This window comes from Georgenia sp. Z1344, assembly GCF_057652375.1.
The window spans coordinates 3380469-3395359 of sequence record NZ_CM172728.1 but is presented as its reverse complement, the minus strand read 5'-3'; the positions used below and the strand labels follow the sequence as shown (position 1 = coordinate 3395359).

The window sequence follows — 14891 nt, the reverse complement described above, 5'->3', positions numbered from 1 at the left end:
CAGCAGACCTGGTGACACGCACGATCGTTCGTCGCTGCGTCGTCGTCATGCACGTCCGGTCGCCGATGGTCAGCGCGACCGACTGCCGGGCCCTGGGCGGGACGGACTCGACCTCGCCCCCGACCCGACCTGACCCGATCTGATGGGCCGGGGCCCCGGGGCCCCGGGGCCCCGGGGCCCTACCGGAGGTGCCGCTCGTCCGGACCGGCGTACGCGGACAGCGGCCGGATGAGTGCGTTGCTCGCCCGCTGCTCCATCACGTGGGCTGTCCAGCCCGTCACCCGGGCGGCGACGAACAGGGGCGTGAACATCTCCGTGTCGAAGCCCATGAGGTGGTAGGCCGGGCCGGAGGGGTAGTCGAGGTTGGGGAGGATGTTCTTCGTCCCCGTCATGGCCTCCTCGAGCGCGTCGTACAGCGCGAGCAGGTCGGGCCGGACGTAGTGCTCGACCAGGGTGTCGAGGGCGGCCTTCATCGTCGGGACCCGGGAGTCGCCGCTCTTGTACACGCGGTGGCCGAAGCCCATGATCTTCCGCTTCTCGGCGAGCGCGCCCTCGAGCCAGCCGGCGGCGTTCTCGGCCGACCCGATCTCCTCGAACACGTGCATGACGGCCTCGTTCGCGCCCCCGTGCAGCGGCCCCTTGAGTGCGCCGATCGCCGCGGTCACGGCGGAGTGCAGGTCGGCCAGGGTCGAGGTGACCACCCTCGCGGTGAAGGTCGAGGCGTTGAACGAGTGCTCGGCGTAGAGGACCATCGAGCGACGGAAGGCGTCGACGACGACGGGGTCGGCCTCCTCGCCGAACGTCATCCACAGGAAGTTGGCGGAGTGGTCGAGGTCGTCGCGGGGCTCGACCGCGTCCTTGCCCCACCGGCGCCGCTGGTCGTAGGCGACGACGACGGGCAGCTGGGCGAGCAGACGGACGGACTTCTCCAGCTCGGCGGCGGGGGAGGAGTCCTCCGAGAGCGGGTCCTGCGCGCCGAGCACCGAGACGGCGGTGCGGACGACGTCCATCGGGTGCGCGCTCGTCGGCAGGGCGTCGACGACGGCGCGCAGCGCCGGGTCGAGCCTGCGGTGGCTGCGCTCGGTGCCGACGAAGGCGTCCGTCTCGGCGGCCGTCGGGAGCTCGCCCTGCCACAGGAGGTAGGCGACCTCCTCGAACGAGCAGCTCGCGGCGAGCTCCTGGACCGGGTAGCCCCGGTAGAGCAGCGAGTTCGTCTCGGGGTTGACCTTCGAGATCGCCGTGGTGTCGGCGACCACGCCGACCAGGCCCTTGCGGATCTCGGGCTCGGCGGTGCCGTGCTGCTGCGTCATGGGGTGCTCCTGCCGGTCGAGGGATGGATCGAGGCTCGTCGGTGACGAGGGTGGATCAGGGCTCGTACGTGAAGATGTCGGAGTCGAACGCGTTGTACCCGGCGTAGTCGAGGAGCTCGTAGAGCCTCGCCCGGGTCTGCATCTCGGGGACCACTCCGGTCAGCGTGCCGTGCTCGCGCAGGTGGTCGAGGTGCCGCTCGGCGGCGCCCATCGCGGACCGCAGGAGCGAGACGGGGTGGATGACGATCGTGATGCCGGCGTCGGCGAGCTGGGCGTGCGTGAACAGCTCGGACTTGCCGAACTCGGTCATGTTGGCGAGCACGGGGACGTCGACCGCCGCGCGCACGGCGGCGAACTCCTCGAGGCTGCGCAGCGCCTCCGGGAAGATCGCATCTGCCCCGGCGTCGACGAGGGCCCTCGCGCGCTCGGCGGCCGCCCCCGGCCCCTCGACGGCGGCGATGTCCGTGCGCGCCATGACGAGGAAGTCGGGGTCACGGCGCCCCTCGGCAGCGGCGCGCACCCGCTTGAGCGCGGTGGCCTCGTCGACGACCTGCTTGCCGTCGAGGTGCCCGCACCGCTTGGGGTTGACCTGGTCCTCGATGTGCGCGCCGGCGAGCCCGGCGTCCTCGAGGACCTGGATCGTGCGGGCCACGTTCATCGGCTCGCCGAACCCGGTGTCGGCGTCGACGATCGCCGGCAGGTTCGTCACCCGCGCGATCTGGCCGGCGCGCTGGGCCACCTCGGTGAGCGTGGTGAGCCCGATGTCCGGCAGACCGAGGTCGGCGGACAGCACGGCGCCGGAGATATAGACGCCGTCGAAGCCCTTGTCCTCGATGAGCCGGGCCGAGAGGGGGTTGAACGCCCCGGGCAGGACGAGCTGCTCCCCGGCGGCGAGCCGGGCACGGAGGGCCCGGCGCTTGTCGGAGGCGGAGGCGGGCGCGTGCAGCACTAGAGGATCCCCTCGGGTCGGCCGGCCGCGTCGATCGTGGCGGCGGGGGCGGTGACGGTGACCTGGCCGAGCTCGTCGGGACCGAGGTCGGTCAGGCGGCGGGCGACGTCGAGGAAGCGGGCCACCTCGTCCGCGCCGAGGACGTCGGTCGCGAGCGTCTCGAACTTGCCGACGTACTGGTCCCGAGCGAACGGCCGTGCGCCGTCGGGGTGGGCGTCGGCGAGCGCGAGCTCGTCCGCGACGACGGTCCCGTCGTCGAGCGTGGCGACGAGGCGGCCGCCGAACGCCTTCACCGCCGGGTCGCTCGAGTGGTACCGCTCGGTCCACGCGGGGTCCTCGACCGTCGTGATCTTCTGCCACAGCTCGACCGTGTCGGCGCGCCGGGCGCGCTCGGGCGCGTAGGAGCGCTCGTGGTGCCAGGCACCGTCCTGGAGCGCCACGGCGAGGATGTAGGGGATCGAGTGGTCGAGCGTCTCGCGCGTGGCCTCGGGGGAGTACTTCTGCGGGTCGTTCGCGCCCGAGCCGATGACGTGGTGGGTGTGGTGGCTCGTCTCGAGCACGATCCCGGCCACCCGGACGGGGTCACGCAGCTCCGGGTGCGCCTCGCCCATCCGCCGCGCGAGGTCGATGAGCGCCTGCGCCTGGTACTCGGCCGAGTGCTCCTTCGTGTAGGTCCGCAGGATGCCGCGGCGCTGCTCACCGGGCGCGGGCAGGTCGACGTCGTACCCCGCCCCCGGCCCGTCCAGCAGCCACGCGATGACCCCGTCCTCGCCCTCGTAGATCGGCTCGGGCGAGGTCTGGCCGCGCACCGCACGGTCGACGGCCTCGATCGCGGCCTTGCCGGCGAACGCGGGCGCGTACGCCTTCCACGTCGAGATCTGGCCCTTGCGGGACTGGCGGGTCGCCGTCGTCGTGTGCAGGGCCTGGCCGACGGCCTGGAAGATCGTCGTCGGGTCCAGGCGCAGGAGAGTGCCGATCCCGGCGGCCACGGCGGGCGCGAGGTGAGCGACGTGGTCGATCTTGTGCGCGTGCAGCGAGATCGAGGTGACGAGGCTGACCTGGACCTCGTAGGCGGTGGCGATCGCGGCGACGAGGTCGGCGCCCGTGAGTCCACGCGCCTCGCCCAGGTGCTGGGCGACGGCGAGGATCGGCGCGATCGTGTCGCCGGGGTGCGAGTACTCCGCGGCGAGGTAGGTGTCGTGGAAGTCGAGCTCGCGCACGGCCACGCCGTTTGCCCACGCCGCCCACTCGGGCGCCACACGGGTCTCGGACGGGAGTCCGGCCACCGTCGATCCCGGGGTGCGCGGGCGGTCGAGCGCCTGCGCGCGTGCGGCGACGACGGGCGCCCGCGTGAGCGAGGCGGCGGCCACCGCGTGGTTGTCGATGACGCGGTTGACCACCATGTCGGTCACCTCGGCGTCGGGGGCCACCCGCTCGGCGGCGAGCTCGGCGATCGCCCAGGCGAGCTGCCGCTCCCGGGGGAGGTCGTCCGCGGACGGGTGGACTCTCACGTGGTGCCTGGTCATGGCTCCCTCTCGGCGGCGGTGGCGGGGGTCCAAGAGTCTCACGGGACGAGGGGCGCGGGGGAGCGGGCGGGACGGATGGGATGATCGGTGCATGCTGAGCTGGACCACTGCCGGGGAGTCCCACGGCCAGGCGCTCGTCGCCGTGCTGCAGGGCGTGCCCGCCGGACTGTCGATCACCACCGACGAGATCGTCGCCGCCCTCGCGCGCCGCCGCCTGGGCTACGGCCGCGGGGCTCGCATGAAGTTCGAGACCGACGTCGTCACCCTGCTGGGCGGCGTCCGGCACGGCGTGACGATGGGCGGCCCGGTCGCCCTGACGATCGGGAACGCCGAGTGGCCCAAGTGGGAGACGGTGATGTCCGCCGACCCCGTCGACCCGAGCGAGCTGCTCGTCGACGCCGGCACCGGGGACGAGCGTGAGGTCGCCCGTAACCGGCCCCTCACGCGGCCCCGCCCCGGGCACGCCGATCTCACCGGCATGCGCAAGTACCACCTCGACGACGCCCGGCCCGTCCTCGAGCGCGCCTCCGCCCGCGAGACCGCCGCCCGGGTCGCCCTCGGCACCGTGGCGGCCGCCGTCCTCGAGCAGGTCGCGGGCGTGCGCCTCGTCTCGCACACGCTCGCCGTCGGACCGGTCCGTGTCCCCGACGGCGCACCCCTGCCCACGCCCGACGACGTCGCAGCCCTCGACGCCTCCCCGCTCCGGTGCATCGTCCCCGGGGTGGACGAGGAGATGGTCGCCGAGGTCGACGCGACGAAGAAGGACGGCGACACCGTGGGCGGCGTCGTCGAGGTCCTCGCCTACGGCCTGCCGCCCGGGCTCGGCTCGTTCGTCTCGGGGGACGCCCGGCTCGACTCCCGGCTCGCGGGCGCGATCATGGGCATCCAGGCCGTCAAGGGCGTCGAGGTCGGCGACGGGTTCGAGACCGCCCGCCGCCGAGGCTCGCAGGCGCACGACGAGATCACCCGCGACGACGACGGCCACATCGTGCGCGAGACGAACCGCGCCGGCGGCACCGAGGGCGGCATGAGCAACGGCGAGGTCCTGCGCGTGCGCGCCGCCCTCAAGCCGATCTCCACGGTCCCGCGCGCGCTCGCGACCGTCGACGTCGCCACCGGCGAGGAGGCCACCGCCCTCCACCAGCGCTCCGACACGTGCCACGTGGCGCCGGGCGCCGTCGTCGCCGAGGCGATGGTCGCGCTCGTCCTCGCCCAGGCGCTGCTGGAGAAGACCGGCGGCGACTCGGTCGAGGAGGCCGCCCGCAACCTCGCCGCCTACCTCGAGGCGATCCCGGAGCACCAGCGTTGACGGGCAACGACGTGCACGACGACGGGCCTCCGGCCGGGGACACCCCCGGCGGGCCGGCCGTCCACCCGATCGCCGGGGCGCCCGTGCCCGGCCGCGGACCCGACCTCGTCCTCGTCGGCCTGCCCGGTGCCGGGAAGTCCGCCGTCGGGCGGCACCTCGCCCGGCTCCTCGGCACCACGGTCTCGGACAGCGACGACCTGGTCGAGAAGCGCGCCGGCCGCAGCGTGAGCGACGTGTTCGCCGCCGCCGGCGAGGGGTCGTTCCGCGAGCTCGAGCGCGACGTCATCGCCGCACAGCTCGCCGACGGCACCGGGATCCTCACGCTCGGAGGCGGCGCGGTCCTCGACCCGGCCACGCGGGCCGACCTCGCCGACCGCAGGGTCGTCCACCTCGCCGTCTCGCCGGAGCAGGCGCACGCCCGGGTGGGCTCCGCCTCGAGCCGGCCCCTGCTGGCCGAGGACCCGGTGGGGCGCCTCGCCGCGCTGGCGGAGGAACGGGCGCCGCTCTACGCCGAGGTCGCCACCTGGACGGTCGACACCGACGGGCGCGATCTGAGCGACGTCGCCGCCGAGGTCGCGGCACTCGCGGCCGCCCCCACCGTCCTCACCGTGCCGGGTGCCCGCCCCTACCCGGTGACGATCGGGCACGACCTGTCCGGCGAGGTCGCCCGCGCGATCCCGGAGACCGCCCGTCGCGTCCTCCTCGTCCACCCCGAGGTCATGGCGGACCGCGCCGGCCGCATCGCCGCCGCCCTCCGCTTCGGCGGGCGCGAGGCGCACACGTTCCTCCTCCCGGACGCCGAGGCCGCGAAGACCTGGGAGGTCGTCGGCCGGTGCCACACCGTCCTCGGCGAGCACGGGTTCGGCCGTCAGGACGTCGTCGTCACCCTGGGCGGCGGCGCCACCACCGACGTCGGCGGGTTCGTCGCGGCCACGTGGCTGCGCGGCGTCGGCGTCGTCCACGTGCCCACCACGCTGCTCGGCATGGTCGACGCGGCGGTCGGCGGCAAGACGGGCATCAACACGCCGGCGGGCAAGAACCTCGTCGGGTCCTTCCACGCACCGCTCGCCGTGGTCTGCGACCTCGACCTGCTCGCCACGCTGCCGGCCGCCGACCTCGCGGCCGGGCTCGCCGAGGTGGTGAAGATCGGGTTCGTGAGCGATCGGCACATCCTCTCGCTCGTGCGTTCCCACCCCGAGGAGGCGCTCGACCCCGGCTCGGCCGTGCTGCGCGAGCTCGTCGAGCGGGCAGTCGCCGTCAAGGCGCACGTCGTGGGGGAGGACCTGCGCGAGGCGGGGCTGCGCGAGGTCCTCAACTACGGCCACACGACCGGGCACGGGATCGAGCGGGCGTCCGGGTACTCGTGGCGGCACGGCGACGCGGTCGCGGTCGGCTCGGTCGTCGCCGCCGAGCTCGCCGAGCGCAGCGGGTTGGCCGAGAGCGGCCTCGCCGACGGTCACCGGGCCGTGCTCACCTCCCTCGGCCTGCCGGTGACCGTGAGCGGGCTCGACTGGGGCGGCGTCCGCGCGGCGATGGGCAACGACAAGAAGGTGCGCGGCGACCGGCTGCGGTTCGTCGCCCTGCGCGCCGAGGGGGAGCCGGTCATCCTCGACGGCCCCGACGACGACGTGCTCGAGGCCGCGTGGGCCACGGTGAGCGCGTGACGGGCGACGACCACTCCCTCGACGCCGGCTCCGGCCAGGACGTGCCCGGCGCCTCGGGACCGGATCCCGGCGCGGGAGCACGCGTCGGTGCAGGCCCTGACTCGGGCACCGGCGACACGCCGGAAGCACGCACGATCGTCCTGCTCGGCGTCCCCGGCGCAGGCGTCTCGACCTCCGCCCGGGCTGTCGCCGGGGCGCTCGGCCTGCCTCTGCGCGACACCGACGACCTCGTCGCAGATCGCCTCGGCGCGCCGGTGCACGAGCTCGTCGTCGATCTCGGCGAGTCCGAGTTCCGTGCCGCGGAGTCCGCCGTGGCGGCCGAGGCGCTGGGCGGCGACCCGCTGGAGGAGCCCGCCGTCGTCGCCCTCGGGTCCGGCGCGATCGACGCGGCCACCGAACGGCTGGCCGACCTGCGGGGGAGCGGCGCCGTCGTCGTCCACCTGCGGATCACCCCCGGCACCGCGATGCGCCGGCTCGGCCTGTCCGGCCTCGGCTCGGTCGCGCTGCCGAACCCGCGGGCGATGTGGACGACCATGGCGGCCGAGCGGGACGCGGCCCTCGCCGCGGTCGCCACCGTCACGATCGACACGACGACGATGAACGAGGAGCAGGTGCTCGCCGCCGTCCTCGAGGTGGTCCGCGGCGACTGACAGCCAGGGCGCGTCGGACTTCGCTCGACGTCACGCGTGCGTCGTTCGTCGTCGTTCGACGTGCTGTCCCGTCGGCAACGCCCTTGTCGCCGTCGACGACGCTAGAACACACCCTGTTGGCGACGCCGTCCCCACAGGTCGGCCTGCTGCACGACTGTCCACAACCGTTGCAATCCTGCGGTTTCGTTGTCGGTGGTGGCCCGTAGCGTAGTCACCAGATCGACCAGACCGGCGGGGTGCGCGAGGACGCGTGCCCACCCCCGAGGGTCGTTCGGCAGCGACGCGACGGGGGAGGTGAGCGACATGACGACGGACTGGACGCTGGGGTCGGGCACGGACGACGACGCAAGCGGGACGGGACCGGCCGAGCGCGCAGCCGGGACGGACACGGGGGCGGTCGACCACCATGGCGCCAGCCCCGGCCCCGAGGAGATCCTCGCCTTCGCGAGGTCGCTCGCGCGGATCGAGGTCGCCGACCAGGCGGAGGCGATCGCGATCATCTCGGCCGCCGAGTCGCTCAAGCGCACGGCCGAGGCTGCGCAGGCGCGTGCGTCAGTGGCGCTGGACGACATGCGTCGGGACGACGAGGCGCGGCGCGGCATTCCCGTCGAGCGGCAGGGCAGGGGAGTGGCCGACGAGATCGCGCTCGCCCGCCGCGAGTCGCCGTTCGCCGGCGGCGTGCACCTGCGCCTCGCGCGGTGCCTCACCTCGGAGATGCCGCGCACGCTCGAGCTCATGGAGGCGGGTGAGGTCTCCGAGTGGCGCGCGACCCTGGTGGCCAAGGAGATCGCGTTCCTCGCGCCCGACGACCGCCGCGTCGTCGACGAGGTGCTCGCGCCCGACCTCCCCACGATGGGCGACCGACAGGCCGGCAACCGGGCGCGCAAGCTGGCCCAGGAGCTCGACCAGGAGAGCGCAGTCCTGCGGATGGAGCGCGCGAGGAGCGAGCGGCGCGTGAGCGTCCGCCCGGCGCCGAACGGCATGGCCTACCTCAGCGCCCTGCTGACGGTGGCGGACGCCGTGAGCGTCAAGGCGGCCCTCGAGCGCGACTCCGGCACCGCCGTCGCGACGGGCGCCGCCGCCTCGCGGACCAAGGCCCAGATCGCCGCGGACCTCCTCGTCGAGCGCGTGACCGGCCGGGCCGTCGACGAGCCCCGGGACGTCGCGCTCACCCTCGTGATGACCGACGAGACGCTCCTCGGCGGGCCGGACTCCGCCTGGCTCCCCGGGCACGGCCCCGTCCCCGCGGCGGTCGCCCGCGGGTACCTCTCCGAGGAGCAGGCGTCGGACGTGTCGCTCCGCCGGCTGTGGCTCCGGCCCGGGACCGGACAGATCGAGGGCCTCGACTCGCGCGCCCGCACGTTCCCCGCCTCCCTGCGCCACATCGTCAGCCTGCGCGACGACATCTGCCGCAACCCGTTCTGCGGCGCAGACCTCCGGCAGGTCGACCACGCCACGCCGTGGGCCGCCGGCGGCGCGACGAGCCTCGCCAACGCCTCGGGGCTGTGCCAGCGGTGCAACCTCGCCAAGGAGAACCCCGGCTGGACCCACGAGTCGACGGCGACCGGCCTGACCGTCACGACGCCGACCGGGCACCGATACGCCGCGAGCCGCTCCACGCTCGCCCAGAACGTCACCGACCGCCGCATCGACGACCTTCGGGCACGCGTCGCGGCGAACCGGGAGGCACGACGTGTGCGCGACGACGAGCCCGACCCGGATCGAGCCGGCGGCGCCCGGGGACCGATGAGGGGCCGCCGGGAGCTCGCCGGAGCGACCCGCGATCGGGCCGGCCGGTCCCCGGAACGCGACTCGGTGGGCCACGAACGCGCGGGCCCCGGGTCGGACCACCCGCCCGACATACCGGACTCATCGCCTTGATCGGCAGCAATCAAGAACATAGCCTTGATGGCATGTTTGTCGTCACCGCCGACCAGAACCGGTCGACCCAGCGCGGCGTCCTCGTGGACGAGATCCTCGCCGAGCTCGCCCCGTGGCACGAGCGCGCCGGCCGGGTGGTCGCGCTCCCGTTCGAGCGGACGGTCGGGGACGAGATCCAGGGCGTCCTCACCAGCGCGCCGGCCGCGGTCGACGTCGCCCTGCGCCTGGCCCGGCTCGACTGGGCGGTCGGCATCGGCGCGGGCCCCGTCGACACGCCGCTGGCCGCGAGCGCGAGCGCGTCGTCGGGCACCGCCTTCGTCCTCGCGCGGGACGCGGTCGAGACGGCGCGGAGCAAGGCGTCGAGCTACCCGATCGTCGTGCGGGGAGCGGACGAGGACGCCGCCGAGTCCGCCACGGCCGTCCTCCATCTCGTCGGGGCCCTGCGCCGCACCCGCTCCGACGCCGGCTGGGAGGTCTCCGACCGCCTCGTCACCGGGGTGACCCAGCGGGCCGTCGCCGAGGAGCTCGGCATCACCTACCAGGCGGTCCACGACCGGGTCCGCGTCGCCGGCGTGCGCGAGGAGCTCGCCGCGCTCCCGCACGTCGCCGCGATGGTCGCCGCCGCGGAGGAGATCTCGTGAACGACTGGCTGCTCGGGCTGCTCACCTCGCTCTTCGTCGTCGTCGCCGCTCTTCTCGCCGCCGTCACCGGCAGCCCCGTCGTCGCCCGGCTGCTGCGCCGGTTCACCGTGGCCGGCGCGAGCGGGGACGACGCGCCCGAGCTCATCACCCATCCGGTGGGCCTCGACCGGGGCGGGCAGTGGATCGGCTACCTCGAACGGGCCGCGATCGCCGGCGGGCTGGTCACCGGGTTCCCCGAGGTCGTCGCGGTCGTCCTCGCCCTCAAGGGACTGGGCCGGTATCCCGAGCTGCGCGCCGACCACGGGGCCGGTTCCCGCGACGACGACACCGCGATCGTTCTCCAGCCCGACGACGAGCGCCGCGTCCCGCCCCGGGTCGTCGCCGCCGGCCTGACCGCCGAACGGTTCATCATCGGCACGCTCGCCTCCTACCTGTGGGCGGCGTCATGGGGTCTCCTCGGCCGGGCCGTGCTCGCCGCGATATCCTGAACCGCCGACGAGGGGCACCCGTGCCCCGTGCCGGGACCGCGCGGCCGTGCTCCGCCGCTCCCTCCGGCCCGACCGAACGACTCCCACCCGACAGGACGGCTTACACATGGCTTCGACGAACGACCTCAAGAACGGCATGGTGCTGAAGATCGACAACCAGCTCTGGTCGGTCGTCGAGTTCCAGCACGTCAAGCCGGGCAAGGGGCCCGCGTTCGTGCGCACCAAGCTGAAGAACGTCCTGTCCGGCAAGGGCGTGGACAAGACCTTCAACGCCGGCGTCAAGGTCGAGACCGCCACGGTCGACCGCCGCGACATGCAGTACCTGTACAACGACGGCACCGACTTCATCTTCATGGACTCCGAGAACTACGAGCAGATCCCGGTCCGTCCCGAGGTCGTCGGCGACGCCTCGAACTTCATGCTCGAGAACACCGACGTCGTCGTCGCCACGCACGAGGACCAGGTGCTCTTCGTCGAGCTGCCCACGTCCGTCGTGCTCGAGGTCACCGAGACCGAGCCGGGCCTGCAGGGCGACCGCTCCTCGGCCGGCACCAAGCCCGCCACCCTCGAGACCGGCTACCAGATCCAGGTCCCGCTCTTCCTCGAGCAGGGCGTCAAGGTCAAGGTCGACACCCGCTCCGGCGACTACCTCGGACGCGCCTGAATGGGCGGAGAGAGTCCCGCGCCGGGCGAGCCCGGCACGGACGGGCACGACGTCGACCACCCGGCACCGGCCGGGCCCGACAGCGACACGCATGCGCCTGTGCGCCCCGCCGTCGACCAGGTCGTCGCAGCGGCCGACTCCGAGCCGACGTCGACAGGCGACGAACCGACCCCGATCGAGGTCGCGACGGAGGACGAGGTGCCGGCCGGCGCGGTGCGCGTGAGCGCGGACGTCCCGTCCGCGGAACGTGCGGGTGCCCGCGGTGCCCGCCGCACCTTCCACGCGACCGCCCGGACCAAGGCCCGCCACCGCGCGCTCGACGTCCTGTTCGAGGCCGACGCCAAGGGCCTGGTGACCACGGGTGACCGCCTATTGGCCGTCCTCGCCGAGCGCACGGGCCGGACTATCGCCCAGGACGGGCTGCCCGCCTACGCGGTCGAGCTCGTCGAGGGGGTGGCCGACCACCTCACGGTCATCGACGAGATCCTCACGGCCACGTCCCACGGCTGGTCCCTGCGGCGGATGCCCGCCGTCGACCGGGGCCTGCTGCGGCTCGGCGTGTTCGAGGTCGTCTTCCTCGACGACGTCGAGGACGGGGTCGCCATCGAGCAGGCCGCCCACCTGGCCGGACAGCTCTCCACCGACGACTCCCCGCGGTTCGTCAGCGGCGTCCTCGGCGAGGTGTCCAGGAACAAGGACCTCTACCGGGTCTGAAGGAAGGCGCGACGGTACCGGCCAGTCGGTGAGGCGATCACTTCTCAGGCACCATGCAGGTGATCGACCGCGGTGGCCCTGGGCACGATCAGGGCAGCCACGCTGCCAATCGCGGCGGCCCCCGCGACGCCTACTGCCACGGGCCACAGACTGACGAGGGCGCTCCATCCCGTTGCGCCCAGGCTTCCTGGGGCAAGCGCCGCCACCATGAGTCCGAGCCCGGCGGCGACGAACGAGAACAGCAGCAGTGGGACTACGGTGACGAGCAGGACGACCCGGCGCAGGCTCCGGTGCGGCGTCCCGACGGCGTGCAGGACGGCTAGCGTTCGTGCACTCTCGATCGCTGTGGTCAGGTTTGCGAGGAGGAGTGCGACAGCGGACGTCCCGAGCACGGCGCCGCCGCCCCACAGCATGATGCTGTAGTAGCGGCGCAGCTGTCCGTCGAATCCCTCCTGGGAGGACTCGCGGGTGGCGACCTGCGCGCTCGGGTCTGCCGTGAGCACAAGGGTGCGGACGCGGTCGAGGGCGGCCGGGTCGTCGATCCCGGCGATCAGCAAAGTGGGTCGGAAGTGCGTCATATCCAGCCCCGCTTCCCGCTCGTCGACAAGGACGCTGGGTGCGTCGACGGCGCGCGCCGACGTCGCAAGGGTTCCAGCAGCGTCGGTCTGGACAGTGAGCATGGACGGCGTGCTCTCGTCCGGCACCTCCAACGTTGTGACGACGTCCCGCTGGGCGAGGTCATAGACGTCGACCTGTCCGGCGGGGCCGAGCACAGCGGCCGCGGCCGCGTTGAGCAACACACCCCCGTCGACGGCACATGACGTCAGGTCCAGGTGGGCAGCGGCGACGATGCGCGCGCAGTCCCCTATCCAGACCGGGAAGACAGAGCTGGACGCGCTCCCCTCTCCGGCCGCGGTCCCCGTCACGACGCTCGCCACGTCGCCGACACCATCGAGCGCACCGATGTCGTCGGCGAGCCGTGTCAGCTCCGCCTGGTTGGTCGCCATGCTCGTGATCTGGACGACGTCGTCAGCCTGATCGATCACCGCGTCGTCCTGGACGGCACCTACCGCGCCAGGAAAGGTGACCACGAAGATCGTGGCGACGAAGACCGCGAGGCCCGCTGTCGTCACGCCGCGCGCGGTTGCGCGGGGAGCGGCCGTAATCGTTCCGCCCGCGAGCATGGCGGCCGGCCGCCGAGAACGGCGTAGAACTCGCCCTACGGTCCGGCTCACCCACGGAGCGAGCAGGAGCAGACCGCCCGCTCCCAGCGCGACCGCGAGGAGAAGGCGCTGCCGCTCCGCGAGGAGGTTGGTCAGCATGACAGCGGCAGTGGCTGCCAGGAGCAGGGCGCCGGCAATCACGGTGCGATGCATCCCCGGCTCCTCATGGCTGCTCACCCCGGTTCCCAGTGGGTCGCGAGTCGCATGATCCGCCTGGCGAACTGCGATGACCGCGACTCCGACAGGCAGGGCGACGACCAGGAGCAACACGATCCCGACCGGCGGGACGAGGTCCGACGGAAACGGCGCGGGATCCTCGACGAGGATCGGCGCCAGCATTCTGCGCAACGCGGCAAACAGGAGAGTGCCAGCCGCGACGCCGAGAACGGCGCCGATGCACGACTCCCACAGCACCGCTCGCCTGAGCAGCGAACGCGGGGCGCCGGCGACGACGAGAGTCGCGGTCCGTCGAGCCCGGGTTCGCGCGGCGGCGCGGGTGGCGACGTGAGCGAGGAGCAGAGGTGGGATCACCATCGCGGCCCCCGCAAGTGCGAGTAGCAGCGCGAGCGATGGGTCGCCATTCTGCGGCCGCGGTTCCCCGAGGTCGAGCAGCGGGAGCTCGACCGGAGCGAGATCCTCGACCGCCACGCCGCGGACTGCCACCATGTGCCCAGGTCCGGCGAGGGCGCTCTCGTCCACCATTCCCGCGGGCAGGCCGTAGCGCGCGAGCGCCGCGTCGCCCACTGCGCGTTCCAGAGCTGGTGACAGCAGGACCTCCCCTGCTTCGGGGAACGCGTCTATCCCCGGCGGAGGTTCGATGCCCTCTCCGTGCTGAGCTACGTTGACCACGGTGACGGCGAGTTCCCCGACCCGATCGTTGACGGTGCCGATGTAGGCGTAGTCCTGGTTCAGCTCCGGGTCGGCCAGCAGCGAGAAGTCGGACGGCCGGGTCCAGTAGGTGCGCTCGTCCTGACGGTCGAGCGCCGCAGGCAGGCTGCCTACCAGCAGCACGACGACGGTCGCCAGAGCCACGGTGGAAACGAGAGCGCCGGCCAACAACCATTGCAGGCCGCCGGCGCCGCGCCACAGCCGCGCGAGAAGCCAGGCGGTCATGGGGCGGTGGTCGACGTGACCCGACCGTCCCGGACGTGTACCTGCCGAGACGTACGCGCGGCCACACTAGCGTCGTGCGTCACGAGGACAACTGCCGCCCCGCGCGTCGAGGCGGACAAGATCAGGAGGTCGAGGACGGCCTCGGAGGCCCCGGAGTCGAGCGAACCGGTGGGTTCGTCGGCGAGTACCACGGAAGGGTTCGTAATCAGCGCCCTGCCGATCGCCACGCGCTGCTGCTGTCCGCCGGAGAGCTGGTGCGGATAATGGTTGGTGACGTCGCCGATGCCAAGTTCGTCGAACAGCTTTCTCGCGCGCCTCCGAGCGTCGATCTTGGTTGCGCCGTCGAGGAGCAGCGGAAGCATGACGTTCTCCGTAGCCGTAAGTTCGGCAACGAGCTGGCCGAACTGGAAGATCAGCCCGATGTGCTGCCGCCGGAGCGTCGTTCGAGCGTCATCGTCGAGCATGAATAGTGATCGCCCCGAAATCTCGACCTCGCCGGAATCGGGAAGCAGCAAGCCTGCGAGAGTGAGCAGTAGCGTCGTCTTGCCCGATCCACTGGAGCCTGTGACAGCAACGACCTCTCCTCCGTCGACAGCAAGGTCGACGGAGGAGAGAACGAGGTCGGGACCATACGCCTTGGATATTCCGCGGCAGACGATTCCCGAGGAGGGTGCTCCGAGCAATCTAGACGTCAAACTCTCGGAGGTAGATGTACGCATTCGACCCGTTTCGCCACGGCAGCGTAAATGCTACACGCGT

Annotated in this window: 13 protein-coding genes; 8 read left to right on the top strand and 5 right to left on the bottom strand. The window is 73.0% G+C overall.

Annotated elements, in window-relative coordinates; genetic code table 11:
- Positions 1-179: 179 nt before the first annotated feature.
- The 3 genes from AC24FB_RS15340 to AC24FB_RS15330 are packed head-to-tail and all read right to left on the bottom strand — an operon-like array spanning position 180 to position 3785.
- Positions 180-1310: a bifunctional 2-methylcitrate synthase/citrate synthase gene (locus AC24FB_RS15340; RefSeq protein WP_425714063.1), complete on the bottom strand. Its 1131-nt coding sequence runs from the start codon at positions 1308-1310 to the stop codon at positions 180-182.
- 55 nt (positions 1311-1365) lie between these two features.
- Positions 1366-2259 carry a methylisocitrate lyase gene (gene prpB / locus AC24FB_RS15335; RefSeq protein WP_425714062.1) on the bottom strand — a complete coding sequence of 298 codons (894 nt, stop codon included), beginning with the start codon at positions 2257-2259 and terminating at the stop codon, positions 1366-1368.
- Positions 2259-3785, bottom strand: a complete 1527-nt coding sequence (locus AC24FB_RS15330) for an MmgE/PrpD family protein (protein WP_425714061.1) — start codon at positions 3783-3785, stop codon at positions 2259-2261. Before AC24FB_RS15330 ends, prpB begins: the two co-directional genes overlap by 1 nt.
- A gap of 91 nt (positions 3786-3876) precedes the next feature.
- On the opposite strand from AC24FB_RS15330, the gene aroC reads away from it, so the two are divergent.
- From aroC to nusB, 8 genes are all read left to right on the top strand, one after another.
- Positions 3877-5094: a chorismate synthase gene (aroC, locus tag AC24FB_RS15325; protein WP_425714060.1), complete on the top strand. Its 1218-nt coding sequence runs from the start codon at positions 3877-3879 to the stop codon at positions 5092-5094.
- Positions 5091-6758: a 3-dehydroquinate synthase gene (gene aroB / locus AC24FB_RS15320; RefSeq protein WP_425714059.1), complete on the top strand. Its 1668-nt coding sequence runs from the start codon at positions 5091-5093 to the stop codon at positions 6756-6758. The genes aroC and aroB overlap by 4 nt, the downstream gene beginning before the upstream one ends.
- Entirely contained in the window at positions 6755-7408 is a 654-nt protein-coding gene (locus tag AC24FB_RS15315) for a shikimate kinase (RefSeq protein WP_425714058.1), read from the top strand. Before aroB ends, AC24FB_RS15315 begins: the two co-directional genes overlap by 4 nt.
- Positions 7409-7711: 303 nt before the next feature.
- The gene (locus tag AC24FB_RS15310; RefSeq protein ID WP_425714057.1) at positions 7712-9289 is read left to right on the top strand and encodes an HNH endonuclease; all 1578 of its coding nucleotides are present in this window, start codon (positions 7712-7714) and stop codon (positions 9287-9289) included.
- Between the two features lie 32 nt (positions 9290-9321).
- Positions 9322-9930: a hypothetical protein gene (locus AC24FB_RS15305; protein WP_425714056.1), complete on the top strand. Its 609-nt coding sequence runs from the start codon at positions 9322-9324 to the stop codon at positions 9928-9930.
- A complete protein-coding gene (locus tag AC24FB_RS15300) occupies positions 9927-10418 on the top strand; it encodes a hypothetical protein (RefSeq protein ID WP_425714055.1) in 492 nt (163 codons plus the stop codon). The genes AC24FB_RS15305 and AC24FB_RS15300 overlap by 4 nt, the downstream gene beginning before the upstream one ends.
- Before the next feature lie 106 nt (positions 10419-10524).
- Positions 10525-11082: an elongation factor P gene (gene efp / locus AC24FB_RS15295; RefSeq protein ID WP_425714054.1), complete on the top strand. Its 558-nt coding sequence runs from the start codon at positions 10525-10527 to the stop codon at positions 11080-11082.
- Positions 11083-11796 carry a transcription antitermination factor NusB gene (gene nusB, locus AC24FB_RS15290; protein ID WP_425714053.1) on the top strand — a complete coding sequence of 238 codons (714 nt, stop codon included), beginning with the start codon at positions 11083-11085 and terminating at the stop codon, positions 11794-11796.
- Between the two features lie 44 nt (positions 11797-11840).
- Here nusB and AC24FB_RS15285 read toward each other — a convergent pair whose 3' ends face one another.
- Together AC24FB_RS15285 and AC24FB_RS15280 are read right to left on the bottom strand one after the other, a co-directional pair.
- Positions 11841-14132: an FtsX-like permease family protein gene (locus AC24FB_RS15285; protein ID WP_425714052.1), complete on the bottom strand. Its 2292-nt coding sequence runs from the start codon at positions 14130-14132 to the stop codon at positions 11841-11843.
- Positions 14129-14851, bottom strand: coding sequence for an ABC transporter ATP-binding protein (locus AC24FB_RS15280; RefSeq protein ID WP_425714051.1), 723 nt, complete (start codon positions 14849-14851; stop codon positions 14129-14131). The genes AC24FB_RS15285 and AC24FB_RS15280 overlap by 4 nt, the downstream gene beginning before the upstream one ends.
- Between the last annotated feature and the right edge of the window lie 40 nt (positions 14852-14891).

Excerpts from the sequence above, each read along its gene's own strand:
- AC24FB_RS15340 (WP_425714063.1), bottom strand. The coding sequence starts at position 1,310 with ATGACGCAGCAGCACGGCACCGCCGAGCCCGAGATCCGCAAGGGCCTG.
- AC24FB_RS15280 (WP_425714051.1), bottom strand. The coding sequence starts at position 14,851 with ATGCGTACATCTACCTCCGAGAGTTTGACGTCTAGATTGCTCGGAGCA.
- AC24FB_RS15305 (WP_425714056.1), top strand. The coding sequence starts at position 9,322 with ATGTTTGTCGTCACCGCCGACCAGAACCGGTCGACCCAGCGCGGCGTC.
- aroC (WP_425714060.1), top strand. The coding sequence starts at position 3,877 with ATGCTGAGCTGGACCACTGCCGGGGAGTCCCACGGCCAGGCGCTCGTC.
- AC24FB_RS15330 (WP_425714061.1), bottom strand. The coding sequence starts at position 3,785 with ATGACCAGGCACCACGTGAGAGTCCACCCGTCCGCGGACGACCTCCCC.
- AC24FB_RS15285 (WP_425714052.1), bottom strand. The coding sequence starts at position 14,132 with ATGACCGCCTGGCTTCTCGCGCGGCTGTGGCGCGGCGCCGGCGGCCTG.
- efp (WP_425714054.1), top strand. The coding sequence starts at position 10,525 with ATGGCTTCGACGAACGACCTCAAGAACGGCATGGTGCTGAAGATCGAC.
- AC24FB_RS15310 (WP_425714057.1), top strand. The coding sequence starts at position 7,712 with ATGACGACGGACTGGACGCTGGGGTCGGGCACGGACGACGACGCAAGC.
- nusB (WP_425714053.1), top strand. The coding sequence starts at position 11,083 with ATGGGCGGAGAGAGTCCCGCGCCGGGCGAGCCCGGCACGGACGGGCAC.